This window comes from Wolbachia endosymbiont (group B) of Cyclophora punctaria (genome assembly GCF_964028235.1).
GTDB lineage: Bacteria > Pseudomonadota > Alphaproteobacteria > Rickettsiales > Anaplasmataceae > Wolbachia.
In genome coordinates this window covers 519,314-536,662 of the sequence record NZ_OZ034749.1, presented here as the reverse complement: position 1 = coordinate 536,662, position 17,349 = coordinate 519,314, and the positions used below count along the sequence as shown (strand labels likewise).

Sequence of the window (17,349 nt, the reverse complement as noted above, 5' to 3'; positions counted from 1 at the left end):
TTTCAAAAATCAGCGTGCAAGGAAAAAAATGACAGAAGAATTTTTGCACGGAGTAAATGTTATAGAGGTAACCTCTGGAGCAAGGGCAGTACGTACGGCTAAATCATCAGTGATAGGTGTAATTGGTACTGCACCTGAAGCAGATGAGCAAAAATTTCCGCTAAATAAACCAGTGTTAATTGCAGGAAGCTTAAAAGAAGCAGCAAGACTTGGAAAGAGTGGCAGTTTACCTTCTGCAACAAACGGAATATTTTCCCAAATTGGTGCAACAGTAGTAGTTATTCGAGTTAAAGAAAGTGAAAACAGCGATTCAAAGCTCAAAGAAAGTGAAACTATCCAAAATATAATTGGCGGTGTTGATAAAGAGACTGGAGAGTATCAGGGGATAGAGGCATTCCTCAGTAGTGAAAGCATAGTTCATATTGCTCCAAAAATATTAATTGCACCTCAGTTTACTCATCAGTTACCTGAAATAGATGGAGTAAATCCAGTAGTGAGTGCTTTAATTTCCATAGCAGAAAAATTAAGAGCAATTATTGTTGCAGATGGACCAAATACTAATGATGAAGAAGCAATAAAATGGAGAAAAAGTGTAGGCAGCTCAAGAGTTTACGTAGTTGATCCATGGGTTAAGGTATTTGAAGGGGAAGAAAAACCGGCAAGCCCATTTGTAGCTGGTTTAATAGCTAAAATAGACAGCGAACAAGGCTTCTGGCATTCACCTTCAAATAAAGAGATAAATGGTATTGTTGGAACAAGCAGGCCTATTGATTTTACGCTCGGTAATACAAATTGCAGAGCAAACCACTTAAATGAAAATGAAGTAACAACGATAATTCATCAAAACGGCTATAGGCTTTGGGGCAATAGAACATGTTCAAATGACTCAAAATGGGCTTTTCTGTCAGTAAGAAGAACTGCAGATTTAATCAACGATAGTCTACTTCGAGCTCATCTATGGGCAGTTGATCGCAATATTACCAAAACTTATATAGATGATGTAATTGAGGGGGTGAATTCTTATTTGGCCAATTTAAAAGCACAAGGAGCTATTATTAGCGGAAAATGTTATGCAACACCTGAACTCAATACACCGGCAAATATTGCAAGCGGGAAAGTATATTTTGATTTCGAATTTACACCACCATATCCAGCAGAACAGATTACTTTCAGGTCACATCTTGTGAGTGGTACAATATTATAAAAATGGGAGAAAGAGATGTTACCGAAGATTTTAAAGAATTTTAATGTATTCGTAGATGGTCGGGGTTATGCAGGAAAAATTGATGAGATAACGTTACCAAAGCTCACCATAAAAACCGAAGAATATCGTGCTGGTGGTATGGATATCCCAATAAATATTGACATGGGCATGGAAAAGCTTGAAGCAGATTTCACTTTTGCTGAATACGATACAGAGCTCTTTCGGCTATTTGGGCTGATAAATGGGAATTCAGTAGCTTTGACGCTCCGTGGTGGAATGCAAGGTAGTGGTAGCAATGATATTGAAGGAGTAATAATCAATTTAAGAGGCATTTTTAAAGAATTTGATTTTGGTAGCTGGAAACCTGCTGAAAAAGCCACTCTCAAATGCACTGTAGCTGCGCATTATTATAAACTTACTATAGGTGGTAATGAATTAATAGAGATCGATGCTGAAAATATGATCCGTAAGATTAACGGTGTTGATCAGATGGCACTACTTCAGACGGTACTTGGAATATGAAGATTTTTAGAATTATATTTTTTAGATGTTGATCAAATAGTTATAAATGTTTTACAAGATTTTATTTTTTATAGGAGAATTTTATGCAAACTATAACACTAAACAACCCAATTACAGTTGATGGAATTTCTGTTTCAGAACTTACCGTTAGACGTCCAAAAGTTAGAGACTATTTGGCAATAGAACGCATTAGTGGTAGTGACCTAAATAAGGAAGTAACTTTGACTGCCAATCTGACATCAGTTGCAAAAGAAGCAATTGAAGAATTAGATATTGCTGATTATGTAAAAGTGCAAGAGGTATTAAAGGATTTTTTTTCACCGATTATCCAAAAAACTTGAGATCAGAAATACTAGTGCTTGGCTCTATCATAGGTGGTGGAGTTGAGCACATTCTTGATATGGAGATTAGTGAATTTATTTCATGGAGCAAATTAGCAAGGGAGCTTAAATGTCAACGTTATCTATAAAAATCGGAGCTGTTTTAGATGGCAGTTTTAATACTGTAATAAAGGGCAGTAGTAATCAACTTACTTATCTTGGTGAGAACATAAGGAAGCTTGACTCATCTTTAAAATCAGTATCAAAATTTAAGCAGTTGGGTCATGATGTTTTGACTAGCAGGAGGTCGTGGAAGGGCTTTGAAGATCAAGTAAAATCTTTAGCTAAACAAATGAAGGCAATAGAGAAACCGAGCAAAACCTTAAAAGCAGAATTTGACAAGGCCAAAACCTCCGCAATAAAAGCAAAAGAAGCATATTTGAAAAAGAGAGATGCTTTGCATTCATTTAATGAAGCAGTAAGAAAAAGTGGAAGAAATATTAAGTCATTAGTAAGTGATCAATATAAACTTGGTTCTTCTATTGAAGTGCTAAAAGGTAAGTATGGTAAGCTTGGGTCTGCAATACGTAGTCACCAAAGTTTTTTAGCAAGCAAAGCACATTTTAAGTCACAAATTATAGAGACTATTGGGCTAGGGCTAACGCTTGCAGCGCCAATTAAAGTTGCTGTTGATTTTGAATCGGCTATGGCTGATGTAAAGAAAGTAGTAAAATTTGTGCAAAATGACACTAAAGATGAAGCATTAAAGTTTGCTAAAGAGTTAAAGAAATTATCTCGGGAGATACCCTTGTCAGCTGCAGAATTAGCACAAATAGCTGCAAGTGGTGGTCAACTTGGTATTGACAAAAATGATCTTATTAAGTTTACAACAGTAGTTGCCAAAATGACCACAGCGTTTGATATGTCGGCAGAAGAAGCTGGTAATGCTATTGCGAAAATATCCAACGTCTATGGAATTAAAGTTGATGGTATGGAAAATGTAGGTAACATAATAAACCATCTCTCAGACAATACCGCTGCTAAAGCACAAGAAGTGGTTCTTACATTAAATAGAATTGGTGGTAATGCTAAACAGTTTGGTTTAGAAGTTGATCAAGCAAGTAGCTTAGCAAGTACGTTCATAAGTTTAGGTAAACAACCTGAAAAAGCAGCAACTGCTATAAATAACTTTCTTAGTAAACTACAGACTGCAAGAGAGCAAAGTCCTGAATTTCACGATGCATTAGATGAGATGGGAACAAGTATAGAAGAGCTCGAACAAACCATTAAAAAAAATCCTCAAGAGGCAATATTACAATTCCTTGAAACTTTAAAAAGAATAGACGATCAAGAGCGTGCCGGTATTCTTATGAATCTATTTGGCGCTGGGTTTCAAGATGACATTGCTCTTTTAGTAGGAAGCTTAGACATTTATAAGAAAGCTATTGAACAGGTAGCTGATAAAGGAAAGTACCGCTCCTCAATGCAGAAAGAATTTGAAAATCGGGCAAACACTACAGCTAATAAATTACAATTACTTAAAAATGCAGTATTTGAAGCTGGAATGAATCTAGGGTCAGTGATGTTGCCTACTTTAAATTATGTAGCTGGAAGTTTGAAAGCAATAACAGAGCGTATAGCTTCTTTTGCAGAAAAATATCCAACTTTAACTACAGTAATCATGAGTACTTTAGCAGCTTTGATAAGTTTGAAAGTCTTAGTAGTGGGAGTAGGCTATGGAATTACTTTATTAGGAAGTACAATTTTTGGTCTTAAAGCAACGATATTGGCAACATTTTCATTTTTATCAGCTATAGTTTTCCCTGCAGTAATAACAGGGCTAAGAGCAATAACACTAGCTGTAATGACTAACCCAATTGGACTTTTAATAGCGAGTCTTGTTTCTGGTGCAGCTTATGTTCTAACTAACTGGCAAAAAGTGAAAGACTTTTTCTCTAGCTTTTGGAAATCACTCATTGAACCTATAGGAAAAGCTTTTTCATGGATGGGAAATACAGTTAGTAGCATATTTGCTGAGAATAACCCGATTAGAAAATTTGAAAATAATGGAAATTTTGTTAATAAGCTTTCTAAAAATAGCATTTTCAGTAACGGAAACCCATTGACAAGTAATAGTGCTATTAAACAATTTTCAGAAAATAGTAAAGGCAATTTTGAGAGTTTTAAAGTTAAAGGTGTTATAGAAGAAAAAAGAGCTATAGAACAAGAAGAAATTGAGAAAGCATTCAAGAAAAGTAGATATGAAAATAGGGAATCTAAAGTATATAACCAAGCATTCTATCAAACGTTTAATATCAACATTAAGTCTGAAGATGTCCGCAGCGTTGCTGATGCAGTAATAGAACGATTTAGAGAACAAGCACGTGGGGCACTTTTTGATATAGTTGAAGAGTTACATTGATGTTGCTTGGAAAATGTAAGCTTGAACCAATAAGCCTAAGATACAGTAAAGAAAAAAGGTGGTATACAATTGAATGTATTGAAAAAACGTCGCTACAAAACATTGGTTCAGGAATTGAATGTATTGATTTAACAGGAGTGATTTATTCACGTTATCAGAGTAATGGCTTAGAACAGCTAAAAAATATACGTAACACTCAAGAACCACACGTTCTAGTTGATAATTCAGGAAGTGTATTTGGAAATTTTGTCATTACTAATGTAGAAGAAAAGCAGATATTATTTTTTCCTGATGGAAAACCGAGAAAAGTTGAGTTTATTTTGAAGTTAAAAAGTTACAGTAAGTGATTTATTATTACACGAAAGAAAACGAAATGTTGGATTACATTTGCTGGAAACATTATGGATACAGTAGTGGAGCAGTGGAGGAAGTATTGCTTGAAAATCCAGGCCTTGCAGAATACGCAAGCTTTTTGCCCGCTGGATTAAGAATTAAGCTTCCTAAAATTCAGAAAATATCGAAAGAATCTGTCATAAATATTTTAGATGAATGACGCCAGACTTTGATATAGTAGCAAAAAATAACCCAGTAACAGAGGTTTTAAAAAAGAGTTTAATATTATTACGTGTTACTGATGGATCCGGTACTACAAGTGACGAAGCTGAGATATATATTAGTTATAACTCTAGCGCTTTAGAACTTAAGGGTAATTTACAGGTTTTTCTAGGATATAAAGAAACAGGTTTATTACCTATGGGGGTATATAAGGCAAATCAAATTACAATACAAAGTCCACCACAAACTTTAAGAATAAAATGTGACGCTGCAAGTTTAAGAGGATCATTAAAGGAAAGAAAATCAAAGGAATGGAAAGACATTACCTTGGAAGATTTGATTAAAGAAATAGCACAAGAACATGGGTATGAAGGTAAAGTCGCTGAAAGATTTGAAAATACATTTATACCACATACCATTCAAGCAGATGAAAGCGACATGAGTTTTTTGGAAGGATTAGGCAAAAAATATGATGCACTAGTAAAACCAGCAGGAGGATATATAATTTTTATTCCAAAGGGAGAAGCAAGATCAGCGACTGGAAAGATGTTAGGTACAACAGTATTAACACCTAAAGATATTATAAATTGGGAGGTAAATTTTAATGTGCGTAACAAATATGGATCTGTTATTGCAAAATGGCACAGTTATGAAAAGGGAGAAACTATAGAAGAGAAAGTGGGAAATGAGGGTCCAAGTTATACCCTGCAAACGCTTTACTCTACCGCAGAATCAGCAATTAGTGCAGCAGCAGCTAAGTTAAAACAACTAAAACGTAGTACATCAAATTTAAATGTAACTGTTCCTGGTAATCCAGAATTATTTGCAGAAGCTAAGATCAGCCTTTCAGGATTTTGTCAGGAAATTGAAGGTGAATGGATAATTAGCAAGGCAGAACATATTCTGAATAATAGAGGATATCAAACTATAGTAGAGGCAACAGTGAGCAAAGCTGTTTAAGTGAAACTTAAGCAAATGGTCATTTAATTCCAAATAAATATATAATACATGAACATAAATTCGATCATATATAAAAATAGACTAATTTTATTAATAGCACTAGCAGTATGTATTGTAATCGTATGTATTTCCTTATCTGAAAAGAGATATAAAGATAGCATTACTAAATTAGAGATTGCATCTGAAACTTGTGACCTAGAAAATATCGAGCTCTTGATACAAAATAATGTAAATATTGGCGAAAAAGCATTGCATTATGCTGCAGAAAAAGGATGTTTAGAAATTATAAAATTTTTAGTAGAAAAGGATGTTGATATAAATACTGCCAATAAATTTAAGCGAACAGCACTACATTATGCTGCAGATAATGGACATTTAGAAATTGTCAAATTCTTATTAGATAAAGGATCAAATCCTATAGCTACAGATCGAGATGGAAGAAGACCAAGAGATATGGCTGTAGTGGAATTGCGATATGATAAAAACAAAGGCAAAACATATAGAGAAATCATAAAGCTACTTGCTAAAGCAGAGGATCAATACGAATCAACAAAAAGTAATCACTAAAGCTGTAAGTTTTCTATAATCTATACATAAATTTCTAAAACTATCCATAACAAGTTAATATTTTCACATGAAAAAGCAAAAAATCCCAATTACGGTAATTATTACCATATTAATCCAAACCGTAGCATTGATATGGTGGTTATCCAAGCTAGACTCAAGGGTACAATTTCACGATAAACTCATTGAATATGGTTTAATGGAAAAAGTGTTAGTACTTGAGGAAAGGGTAAAAAATCTTTCTGAGGAATTGGATGAACTTAAAGCTGATTTAAAGTAATTATTCTTCTACTTTTGGTGTATAAGGATCAGATTGAGATTGACGATCCTTCCAGTTTTCGATGTATTGCTCAACTAATTGAGGATCCCCTGTTATAATCAGTAGATTCTCAGCATTTCTTGATTCAGCTGCATAGGTGAAATTAAAAGAGCCAGTTATTATTTTGTTATCATCAATAATCATTATTTTACTATGAGCAATCGCTGGTTTAAAGTCAATCCATATCGGGATTTTGTGCTCAAATAATTCGTTAATTACACTATGTTTTGAACTAGTTTGTGATTCATCTAGAATAACCTTAATATCAACTCCACGCTTTTTAGCTTGAACCAAGGATTCAGCAATAGGCTTTGAGGTAAATTGGTATGCCTGAACCAACACAGATTTTTTAGCATAGTCTACGGAATCAATTATTAGGTTGGTGCAATTTTCTCCAGGCGTGAAGCAGACTGTGGCTTTTGGGCAGGAAACACATCCCGATAAAAGCGAACAAGTTAATAAAATCAATAAATACCTAACCATGGCAAAATACATCCTTTCAGTTGACGGCGGAGGCATAAGAGGCATCATACCAGCCATTATACTAGCAGAAATAGAAAAGAGGGCAAGGAAACCGATAGCTGAAATCTTTGATTTAGTGGCAGGAACCTCAACCGGTGGAATTGTTATAGCAGGATTATGTAAAAAAGATAAACAAGGAAACCCTCAATATTCAGCCAATGATTTAGTCGAGCTTTACCAAAAATACGGGTCATATATTTTTAAATCTTCATTTTTGAGAAGATCAATATTTTCTTGGCTTAATTGCACACAATACCCACATAAAAATATTGAATTTGTACTGGATAAATATTTTGGCGATGATATCCTTAAAAACACTTTAAGTGATGTGTTGATTACGAGTTACGATATTCACAATAACTGCCCATTTTTCTTCAAAAGCTGGAAAGAAGGTAATATTAAGCTGAAAGATGCACTCAGAGCTGCAACGGCTGCACCTACTTATTTCATACCAAAACATCTAAAAATTAACCAGATAAACAGAGTATTAGTGGATGGTGGGGTGTTTGCCAATAATCCAGCGGCTTGTGCATATGCAAGTGGTAAGAGGTTATTTCCAAATGATGATATTCTACTGTTATCGATAGGTACTGGAAGAACAGACAGAAGCATAGAGTATGCCAATTCAAAGAGATTTGGAAAAATAGGCTGGATAAAACCTTTGTTAAATGTGATGTTTGCCTCTGGATTGGACTGCGTAAATTATCAGATGAATCAAGTAATAGGCAATAGATACGTAAGAATACAATCGCAATTGAAGCTAGCGTCGGCTGACATGGATAACATTACATCAAAAAATATCAAATTTCTTCAACAGGAGGCAAAGGCAATGATAGAGGACAATCAGAAAGTGATAGAAAAATTCTGTATAGAAATATTAAATATATAACTATCTTTACTTACATCTTAATATATTGTTTAACACAATTCAATTTTCACACTCATCAGCAGTTAGGCCACTTGCTCGCACAATAATATCAATAGCAACACCTTCCTTAACTAGATCTTTTGCAATCTTGATTTTCTCTGCTTTTTTAACCTTTTCTTTACCAGTTTGCATTCCTTCAGATAAAGATCTGGCTACCGTATCCAGTAATTCTTGATCCTCAATTTTTTCGCATTTACCTACAAACCTCAAAACTGGCTCATTTTCATATTCTGTTAGTCCAAGAGCTTTAATGTTAACTGATAATGTCTTTGCTATCTTATATAATATTTCAATTGGAATGTCTGTATATCCTCGTTCATAGTCGTGTATTTCTTTAGGTGTTGAACCTATTTTATTTGCCAAGTCCTCCTGAGTGTATTCCCGTATTAATCTCTGCTCTTTTATCCTTTTCCCCACTTTGTAGAGTATAGAATCAGTACAAATTTCTTTCTCTATATCATCATACTCATAAGTAGATAAGCGAGTCACTTGGGAAATAATATCAACTGAAACTCCTTCTTTCACTAGATTCTTTGCTACTTCTATTTTCGCTTCTTCTTGACTAATTTTTTCGCTAATATATACAAACCTTACTAATGGATACAGTTTCTTTCGTAATTCCTGATCCTTAATTTCTCTATGTATTTTTGTTAGATAGACTATTTCTTTATCCTCATCTTCATACCAACTGTTTTCTCTTAGTACTGTTGGTCCTGGAAGTAGATCTATAACATTAACTGACAATGCTCCTGCTATTATATACGATTCTTTGATTGTAATAGCCTTGCACCCTAGTTCAAAGTTATGTATTTCCTTATGTGTTAAACCAATTTTGCTTGCTAATTTTGCCTGAGTATACCCTTGTACTATCCTACAACCTTCTATTTTTTTCCCCAGCTCGTAGCTTGCTGAGCCAATATGCTCTGAATTATCATAGATAAATCCTCTAAAAGCTGTTTTTCCTACAGAAGCAAACATATATTCTATCACAAAAAAATCCACCATTGGCTAAGTTTTTATGAAATCACAAAAATTTCTCAATCATATAATTTGATAAGCCTGTCGTTTGCAAGATAATATCAACAGAAATTCCTTCTTTCACTAAATTCCTTGCAACTTCAATCTTCTTTTCCTCTCTGACCTTTTCTCTACAAACATGTATACTTTTAAATAAAGACTTGATTAGCATATCGCGTAATTCCCGACTCTCAATCTTTTTGTATTCTTCTATCAAGTTTGATAGCTTTTCTTCCGCTTCACTATCCTCATCTGATTCGGGAAGTAGATCTATGATACTGATTGATAATACCTTTGCTATTTCATCTAACATTTCAAGTGAGACAGCAGCTCGCCCTTGTTCATATTCGTATATTCCTTGATTTGTTATGCCAACTTTATTCGCTAAATCTTTTTGAGTATATCCTCGTATCAATCTCCACTCTTTTATCCTTTGCCCTACTTTGTATGGAATGGGAATTTTGTTCTCCTCATACTCACCAATAGATAAGTTAGTTGTTCGAGAGATAACATGAGCAGAAACTCCTACTTTCATCAAACCCCTTGCTACTTCCATTTTTACCGCTTTTCTGCTTCTTTCCTCACTCAAACGAATAAATTTGGTTAATAAATAAAATACCTCGCTTAATTCTTTATCCTTATACCCCTTTACTAAATTTAATATTTCTTTATCTTCAAAATATCTTTTTTCATTTGGTAGCGTCTCTCCACAAACTAGACCTTTAACATTTACTGATAATGCTTCTGCTATAGCATATAACTTCTTAATTGGAATTTTACGGTTCCCTTTCTCATATTGCAGTATTACCCAGTACTTTACACCAATTTTCTCAGCTAAACCCTTCTGAGTATAACCTCGCTCTAACCTCCAACTTTTTACTTTTTGTCCTACTTCATAATCTAGACTTTTTTCCACGCAAAAAACCATATATATAATATTTTCTACTATAGCTCAAAGGCTCCAGTAAACTCTGGAACCTTAAAATAAATGAATTAAAGTTCCCTAAAGGTTTCTTTACTACCTCCACATACCCTATTTACCCATGAAGACAATACTTCATCATTGCTAATCTCTTTTATAGCATACTTTTCATTCCATATGCCACATCTAGTGAAATTACCTTTCTCTACTGCTTCTTGAAGTTTCACTCCCCCAAAAAGGCAGTTTTTTCCTATTTCTTCGCCTCTTTTTTGTAACTCAGCCCACATTTCCTTGTTTTCTACTCTGACTTGTACTTGATCATATTTTTTTACATCGTGGTACAATATAATATTTAGCTGACCAATGCTTGTAGGAAATTGTAATATAATAGAGCTTTCATCTGACATATCGATATAGTTTCTTATACCTCCCTTCTCGCTTTTAACCTCAACTGCATCATTACCAATTTTTAAAATATTACTTCCTAACTTTCTGTTTGCTTCCAGTATTTTGGCTACCTCTACCTTGCTATTATCAGAAAATTCTATATATGATGTTGTATTGTCTATCTCGAGATCTATTAAGGATCCTTCTTGAACAGCACTTTCGCCAGCTTTTTCTAGTTCTTCTAGTTGCTTATCTATCTGTGGCTGAACTTCTGGTTGTAGCTCATCATAGATTTCACCTATCAGTTTATTCTGTAGTAGAGTATCATGAAACTCTGCACCGCTTAACATTAATTTACGTATTACCTTTTTACGATCAACCTTATCAAATTTATGAAAATGTGTACCTAATACTACATACTCTGAGAAACTCCATTCCCCATCATTACATGCATTTAGCCTTGTTCCATCACCTATTACTTCATCTATAACTTTGTTCATCTCTTTTGGGGTTTTTGCTTTTACCACTCCACTCTTAAACCAGCTCAACTTTTCACTTTCGCTTATACTTGGCTTTATTTTTTGCAAGGCAGAGGTAAATGGATTTTTATCTTCTTGATCACTTGCAGGTTTTGTGCCATAAACATAGTCAAATCCTTTCCCACAGTTGATTTTGTTTTCGCGAACTTCTCTACCAGGGAAAGGTGCTATTTCCTCAGGCTTTTTAGCCTTATTAATTTTGCTTACAAAGGTGGATTGCTCCTTAGTACGACCAATTCCTATAATCGCATTTAACACCTCACCTTTTGATAATCTATCAAGATCAATGTTTAACTCGTAAGTACCTCCTTCTTGATCATCAAAAGGTACAATTATTTTATTACTCATATTAGCCTCCGCTATTAAATATATTTTACTAAGTCTATAACCGACTTTATTACTTTATAATTAATTTAATATATACTTTCTCATTAATTATAAACAAGAATTAATGTATTTGCAAATACTTTCTTCATTCAAGTAGCTAAATAACTCATGAAAAGTAAGACTCTTCATCTACTTCAAACATCTGCTTTATAACAGTCCTTGCTCTTTAAAACTAAAATATCCAACACTTGTAATGATAATGTGATCCAGTAACCTAATCCCTATAGTCTGACAAGCTTTAGCCAAGTCTTTAGTTACAGCTTCATCCTCATCAGATGGCTTTAACCTTCCTTCTGGGTGGTTATGCGATATTATTATTGACGTCGCTTTCCTTATTAATGCCTTTCTTGTTACTTCTCTTATGTAAAAAGGTACCTTATCCACTGTACCAGTGAACACTTCTTCCCCCTTTAAATGGCACTTTTGATCAAAATATATTATTTTCATCTTTTCCTCCTCCGAATAACCAATACTCACCCTTAAATATTTTACTATGGTTTCCAAGTTATCCATTACAGGTCCTTTCTTTAACTCTTCTCTTGGTACTCTCTTTGCAGCTTCCTTTAGGCATAAAATTACTGCTACTGTAGAGTCAGTTATCCCTTCTATAGTTTTCAAGTCATCTATTTCCTGGCCTAAAACTCCTCCTATTCCAAAACTATCTATTAGCTTTCTAGCAATAATTCGAGCTTCTTCCCTGTCATGCACTGCACTTAGAAACGTTTCTATTACTTCACGATCAAGTAGAGCTTTACCGTTGCTTTCTAATGCTCTGAATTCTATTTCTTCTCTACGATCTTTCTTATTATTCATAAAAATTACCCTTCACTAATAACAAAATGTTTTTATATATTTACTGCCATTTTTTAGCAGTCTTGGCATAAGGCCATAGCTTTTGAGTGAAGTCAAATCAATTTTTCAATCTTTTTTACTTATTTTTTCATCAAAAAATAAAGATATTAATAGATACTGATTTTTTATTTTAAATTTGTTGAATTTCGTCTAAAGAGATGCCTACTGTTTTTAAAATAATATTGATAGAAATTCCTTCCTTAACTAAATTCTTTGCAATTTTCATCCTTTCTACTCTCTCCACTTTCTCTTTGCAAACTTGTATACTTTCAAACAGAGATTTTATTAGTACATTACGTAGTTCTTGGCTTTTAATCTTTTTGTATTCTTCTATTAACTTTGATAGCTCTGCTTCACTATTCTCATTTTCTGTTGTTTCTGGAAGTAGGTCTGTAATACTAATTGATAGTACCTTTGCTATTTCATCTAACATTTCAAGTGAAACAGCAGCTCGTCCTTGTTCATATTCATATATTCTTTGATTTATTATACCCACTTTACTTGCTAAATCTTCCTGAGTGTATCCTCTTCTCAACCTCCATTCTTTTATTCTTTGACCTACTTTATACGGAATAGAAATTTTTTTCTCATCATTATCATATTCATCAATAGATAAATTGGTTGTTCGAGAGATAACATGAGCAGAAACTCCTTCCTTAACTAAACCCTTTGCCACCTCTACTTTTACTGCCTTTCCACTTTCTTCCTCACTAATACGGATGAATTTGGTTAATAAATAAAACGTTTCACGTAATTCTTGATCCTTAATCTCTTTATGTCTTCTTACTAGATTTAATACCTCTTCTCCCTCGTACTTTTCCTCATTTGATACTTCTTGTCCGCAAGCTAGATCTCTAGCAGTTGTTGATAATGCTTCTGCTAATTCATATAACTTCTTAATTGAAATTCTGCGTGTTCCTTTTTCATATTGCAGTATTACCTGATATGTTGTATCGATTTTTTTTGCTAAATCTTTTTGAGTATAGCCCTTTGCTAATCTACGATTTCTTACTTCCTGTCCTATTACTTTGTAATCTAAAAAATTAGAGCATTTATTCTCTTTTTTCACATTTTATACTCCATAACCAGAAGAGCTGTTACGTATACTTAATTGGCAACCTTTTTGACAAACTGAACTCATCTCCTTTCAAACAATTTTTCTATATCACTTAGTTTCATTTCTATATACGTTGGTCTTCCGTGATCAGAATATGGAGTTTTCTCAATTTGTCTTAGTATCTCATTCATCTCTTCCAATTTCATTTTTCTTCCTGCTCCGTGGCAAGCGATTATGGATGATATTTTGTTCACCTTATCCTCTATTGGTAGCGTATCTTCTATTTCCATTAACTTATCTACTATATCAACTAGCATCTCTTTTATATCTATTGTTCCCAAGATTGCAGGTATTTCTTTTACCCTTACTTTATCTTCTGATTCTATTTCAATACCAAAACCCATTTCAAAAAGCTTATCTTTATAAGTTTTAACCATCTCCATTCCAGCTTGGTTTTTAATTTCAACTATTTCAGGAATGAGAAGTTTTTGTCTTTTTATGCTTGTTAAGCACTCGTATATCAATCTCTCATAGGCTGCATGTTGATCTACTATAATCAGCCTATCTCCAGCCTCAGCAATAATGTAAGTATTGTAGACCTGACAGCGTGCATATCCTAGAGGGTGATCCTCTATCAAATCAATTTGCTTCTTTTCTAGAACCATCGTTCCCTTTTGGGTTGGAGATTCTCCATATTTAAACGTTTCTGGTAAGCTTTGCCTTCTTTCATCTGGTGCATTGAATTCTTTCATTAAATGATTTTCTAAAAGACTTGGCCTCTTTTCATAAAATTCTTTTTGATCTTTTTTCTCTTGACTATCAACCTGCTCTTGGCTTTTACTATCATTAAAAATTAGCTCCTCTTCAATACCTTGATCACCCGCTGCAAATCTCGTTGATAGTGTTTTTATTATCCCTCTTCTCACTATTTCATATATTAGCCTTTTATTCTGAAATCTTACTTCCGATTTATTTGGATGCACATTTACATCTACTTGGTCATATGGTACTTCTAAATGCAACACTGCAAAAGGATACCTATTGTTTGGAATAAAATCGTGATACGCATATCTAATTACACCAACAAGTAGATTCTCTTTTATTGGCCTTCCATTAACAAACGTATAAATTTGAGTTGAGTTGCCACGATTGACATTAGGTTTACAGATGTGTCCCTTAAGTTTGATGCCTTCTTCTTCCTCTTTAACTTCCAGTGAATTGCTTTGAAATTCTTCTTCTATTTCACATAATCTGTTGAACAGCGAAGTTTGCTTAACATATTTTAAGAGCTTTTTATTACCAGAAGTGAGAGTAAACCCAATACTATAATTAATCATCGCTAAGTTATTCACAATATCAACAATACTTTGTGTTTCTGCCCTTTCGGTTTTTAGAAACTTTAGTCTATTTGGTGTAGCAAAAAATAAGTCACGAACTTCAATATATGTACCTTGCAACAAAGAACAAGGGGTAATCTCTCTTATTTTTTCTCCTCCCTCATATCTTATAGACCATGCTTCCTTTGCTCCACTTGCCTTAGACGATAATTTCATTCTACTTACTGCTGCAATTGAAGGCAAAGCTTCTCCTCTAAAGCCAAGATGTTTGATTTCTATTAACTCACTATCGCTTAATTTTGAAGTAGCGTGGCGCATAAACGCAAGTTCCAAATCTTCCTTTTCTATTCCATTTCCATCGTCTGTTACAGTTATAAGATTACGCCCACCACTTTCTATTTTGATCTCTATCTCTGAACTTCCAGCATCTATTGCATTTTCTACTAATTCCTTTACTACACTCGCTGGCCTTTCTATTACCTCTCCCGCTGCTATACGATTTATAGTTTTTGTGTCTAAAAGAATTATTGCCATAACACTCCCTCCAATCTATAAAACTTAGAGCTCCCTCTATTTTTTTGTGATTTCTTGATCTCACAATCTCTATATTTTAGCTTTTTAGATTTCTTTCTAGCAAGTCTATCTGCTTCTTTATTATAGGTATTACCACTGTGAGCCTTAACCCACTTCCAGTTAATATCATGCTGCAAGACAATTTCATTCAATTCCTTCCATAATTCCTTGTTCTTTACTGGCTTTTTATCAGCTGTCTTCCAACCATTTGTTTTCCACTTGTTGATCCACTCTGTTATACCTTGTTTAATATACTGACTATCAGTGTGTAAAACAACTTTGCAAGAAACTTTCAACATCTTTAGCCCGTTAATCACAGCCTTTAACTCCATTTTGTTATTCGTTGTGTTTTCTTCACCTCCAGAGATGCGTTTTTTGATAAAGATACTTTTATTTTCATACATCACCACGGCTGCCCATCCACCAGGCCCCGGATTTCCATCCATCTGTATATATTATAACCTTCTTTTTGTCCATATTGACAGGATATAGATTTAACATAAATTTGCTACTGAAATGTTGACACTAAGTTTCAAGATCTTTATCATGTAAAGGTGTGGGAGATTAATGAACCTGTCCTCACGATATTAGGTAAATCGTAATTGAGCTTTTGGGCTTGTATTTTTATTAGGAGGTTAATCTCTCACACCCAAAATAAGTGTTTTTAAAGCTCTTTATAGCTCATGAATTCATTTGCTGGGGTTTATGGAGGGAGTTGTAAAAGATGATAAAATAAACAGCTAAGGTGCGCAGTAGCATTCTATGGTCATCTATGAAGGTAGTTTTTTGCCAACTCTTGAAATTTAGCTAACTTTAATAGACTTTAGCACAAAAACGTTGAATATTTCTTCACAATTGTGTATAATTATTAATGCTTTTTAAGTCGATTCCCTATGGCTCTTTCAAAATTTTTAGATCCTAAGCTTGATTTAACATTTAAGAAAATATTCGGTACTGAAAAAAATAAGAATATCCTTATTCACTTTTTGAATGATATTTTGGGGTTTACTGAAATAAATACTATACAAGAAGTTGAATTCCTTAGCACCATTATGGACCCTGAAATTGCCTCTGATAAGCAGAGTATTGTTGATGTTCTGTGCAGAGATTCCACTGGGGCCAGATACGTGATTGAGATGCAACTCGCTCGTGATAAAGGCTTCGAAAAACGGGCTCAATTATATGCTGCTAAGGCTTACTCAAGGCAGGCTGATAAAGGTGGTAAGTACATTGATTTAAAGAAGGTTTTCTTTATTGCTATTTCTAATTGTAATTTATTTCCTGATAAGCTTGATTATATATCTAGCCATACCATAAGAGATGAAAAAACTAATGAGCATGACTTAAAAGATTTTCAATTTATCTTCATTGAGTTACCAAAGTTTCCCAAAAGTAGAGAAGAGCAGCTAGAAAATGTAGTAGATCGTTGGCTATTTTTCTTTAAATATGCAGAAGAAACAACTGATGAAGATTTAAGAAAAATAGCAGAAAAATCACCAATAATAAAGCTAGCATATGATGAATTAGATAAGTTCCATTGGAATGAGAAGGACCTATTAGCTTATGAAGAAAGGGTAATGGATTTACAGAAAGAAGCTGCTATCTTGGAACAAAAACTTGATGATGCTAAACATGAAGGCATCCAAATCGGCCATCAAAAAGGTAAAATTGAAGGTAAAATTGAAGTAGCAAAAAACTCGCTCAAGGCCGGTGTTTCTATAGATGTTATAGCTCAAATTACTGGTCTCTCTCATTCTGAAATTTCACAACTCAAAGAAAAAACATAATATCCCTACTTATTCACTTCAACATTGATGAAAATCTTTCCTAAGTTAGACATATCCCCTAATTAAGAATCTAGTGAACTGTCTAAAATGGCTATAAAGATTGCACATAGAATTATATAAATTACTATCATAACATTACCCAAACTTCTATATCAAAGCTACGTGCTGTAAGTTC

Annotated in this window: 18 protein-coding genes and 1 pseudogene; 11 read left to right on the top strand and 8 right to left on the bottom strand. The window is 33.9% G+C overall.

Annotated features, from left to right (window positions below; genetic code table 11):
* Positions 1–28: 28 nt before the first annotated feature.
* The 9 genes from ABWU33_RS02575 (at position 29) to ABWU33_RS02535 (ending at position 6,827) form a co-directional block, all read left to right on the top strand.
* Positions 29–1,204, top strand: a complete 1,176-nt coding sequence (locus ABWU33_RS02575) for a phage tail sheath subtilisin-like domain-containing protein (protein WP_264686023.1) — start codon at positions 29–31, stop codon at positions 1,202–1,204.
* Between the two features lie 15 nt (positions 1,205–1,219).
* Positions 1,220–1,726 (top strand): phage major tail tube protein, encoded by a 507-nt coding sequence (locus ABWU33_RS02570; protein WP_265028097.1) that lies wholly within the window; start codon positions 1,220–1,222, stop codon positions 1,724–1,726.
* A gap of 83 nt (positions 1,727–1,809) precedes the next feature.
* Positions 1,810–2,067 carry a phage tail assembly protein gene (locus tag ABWU33_RS02565; protein WP_264686026.1) on the top strand — a complete coding sequence of 86 codons (258 nt, stop codon included), beginning with the start codon at positions 1,810–1,812 and terminating at the stop codon, positions 2,065–2,067.
* Positions 2,068–2,176: 109 nt separating this feature from the next.
* Positions 2,177–4,468, top strand: a complete 2,292-nt coding sequence (locus ABWU33_RS02560) for a phage tail tape measure protein (protein ID WP_262986493.1) — start codon at positions 2,177–2,179, stop codon at positions 4,466–4,468.
* Positions 4,468–4,815 (top strand): phage tail protein, encoded by a 348-nt coding sequence (locus ABWU33_RS02555; protein WP_262986492.1) that lies wholly within the window; start codon positions 4,468–4,470, stop codon positions 4,813–4,815. The genes ABWU33_RS02560 and ABWU33_RS02555 overlap by 1 nt, the downstream gene beginning before the upstream one ends.
* Before the next feature lie 26 nt (positions 4,816–4,841).
* Positions 4,842–5,021: a tail protein X gene (locus ABWU33_RS02550; RefSeq protein WP_214303299.1), complete on the top strand. Its 180-nt coding sequence runs from the start codon at positions 4,842–4,844 to the stop codon at positions 5,019–5,021.
* Entirely contained in the window at positions 5,018–5,983 is a 966-nt protein-coding gene (locus ABWU33_RS02545) for a phage late control D family protein (protein ID WP_264377099.1), read from the top strand. Before ABWU33_RS02550 ends, ABWU33_RS02545 begins: the two co-directional genes overlap by 4 nt.
* A 48-nt stretch (positions 5,984–6,031) precedes the next feature.
* Positions 6,032–6,550 (top strand): ankyrin repeat domain-containing protein, encoded by a 519-nt coding sequence (locus ABWU33_RS02540; protein ID WP_262986489.1) that lies wholly within the window; start codon positions 6,032–6,034, stop codon positions 6,548–6,550.
* Positions 6,551–6,617: 67 nt separating this feature from the next.
* Positions 6,618–6,827 carry a hypothetical protein gene (locus ABWU33_RS02535; protein ID WP_262986488.1) on the top strand — a complete coding sequence of 70 codons (210 nt, stop codon included), beginning with the start codon at positions 6,618–6,620 and terminating at the stop codon, positions 6,825–6,827.
* On the opposite strand, the gene ABWU33_RS02530 is transcribed toward ABWU33_RS02535, so the two are convergent.
* Positions 6,828–7,361, bottom strand: a complete 534-nt coding sequence (locus ABWU33_RS02530; protein WP_353280975.1) for a phospholipase D family protein — start codon at positions 7,359–7,361, stop codon at positions 6,828–6,830.
* Here ABWU33_RS02530 and ABWU33_RS02525 point away from each other — a divergent pair.
* Positions 7,348–8,277: a patatin-like phospholipase family protein gene (locus tag ABWU33_RS02525; RefSeq protein WP_264377097.1), complete on the top strand. Its 930-nt coding sequence runs from the start codon at positions 7,348–7,350 to the stop codon at positions 8,275–8,277. The genes ABWU33_RS02530 and ABWU33_RS02525 overlap by 14 nt on opposite strands.
* A 39-nt stretch (positions 8,278–8,316) precedes the next feature.
* Here the strand turns inward: ABWU33_RS02525 and ABWU33_RS02520 are convergent, their stop codons facing one another.
* The 7 genes and pseudogenes from ABWU33_RS02520 to rnhA all read right to left on the bottom strand — a co-directional run.
* The gene (locus tag ABWU33_RS02520) at positions 8,317–9,294 is read right to left on the bottom strand and encodes a helix-turn-helix domain-containing protein (protein ID WP_264686056.1); all 978 of its coding nucleotides are present in this window, start codon (positions 9,292–9,294) and stop codon (positions 8,317–8,319) included.
* A 46-nt stretch (positions 9,295–9,340) separates the two neighbouring features.
* On the bottom strand, positions 9,341–10,261 hold the full coding sequence (locus ABWU33_RS02515; protein ID WP_264686027.1) for a helix-turn-helix domain-containing protein: 921 nt from the start codon (positions 10,259–10,261) through the stop codon (positions 9,341–9,343).
* Between the two features lie 65 nt (positions 10,262–10,326).
* On the bottom strand, positions 10,327–11,529 hold the full coding sequence (locus tag ABWU33_RS02510) for a hypothetical protein (protein ID WP_264377094.1): 1,203 nt from the start codon (positions 11,527–11,529) through the stop codon (positions 10,327–10,329).
* Positions 11,530–11,715: 186 nt separating this feature from the next.
* A complete protein-coding gene (locus tag ABWU33_RS02505) occupies positions 11,716–12,381 on the bottom strand; it encodes a RadC family protein (RefSeq protein ID WP_264377377.1) in 666 nt (221 codons plus the stop codon).
* Between the two features lie 169 nt (positions 12,382–12,550).
* Positions 12,551–13,489 carry a helix-turn-helix domain-containing protein gene (locus tag ABWU33_RS02500; protein WP_264377092.1) on the bottom strand — a complete coding sequence of 313 codons (939 nt, stop codon included), beginning with the start codon at positions 13,487–13,489 and terminating at the stop codon, positions 12,551–12,553.
* A gap of 68 nt (positions 13,490–13,557) precedes the next feature.
* Entirely contained in the window at positions 13,558–15,348 is a 1,791-nt protein-coding gene (gene mutL, locus ABWU33_RS02495) for a DNA mismatch repair endonuclease MutL (protein WP_264377091.1), read from the bottom strand.
* A gap of 92 nt (positions 15,349–15,440) precedes the next feature.
* Positions 15,441–15,864, bottom strand: a pseudogene (rnhA, locus tag ABWU33_RS02490) (ribonuclease HI); the annotation flags it as partial.
* 416 nt (positions 15,865–16,280) lie between these two features.
* Here rnhA and ABWU33_RS02485 point away from each other — a divergent pair.
* Positions 16,281–17,174, top strand: a complete 894-nt coding sequence (locus ABWU33_RS02485; RefSeq protein ID WP_264686103.1) for an Rpn family recombination-promoting nuclease/putative transposase — start codon at positions 16,281–16,283, stop codon at positions 17,172–17,174.
* The last annotated feature ends 175 nt before the right edge of the window (positions 17,175–17,349 follow it).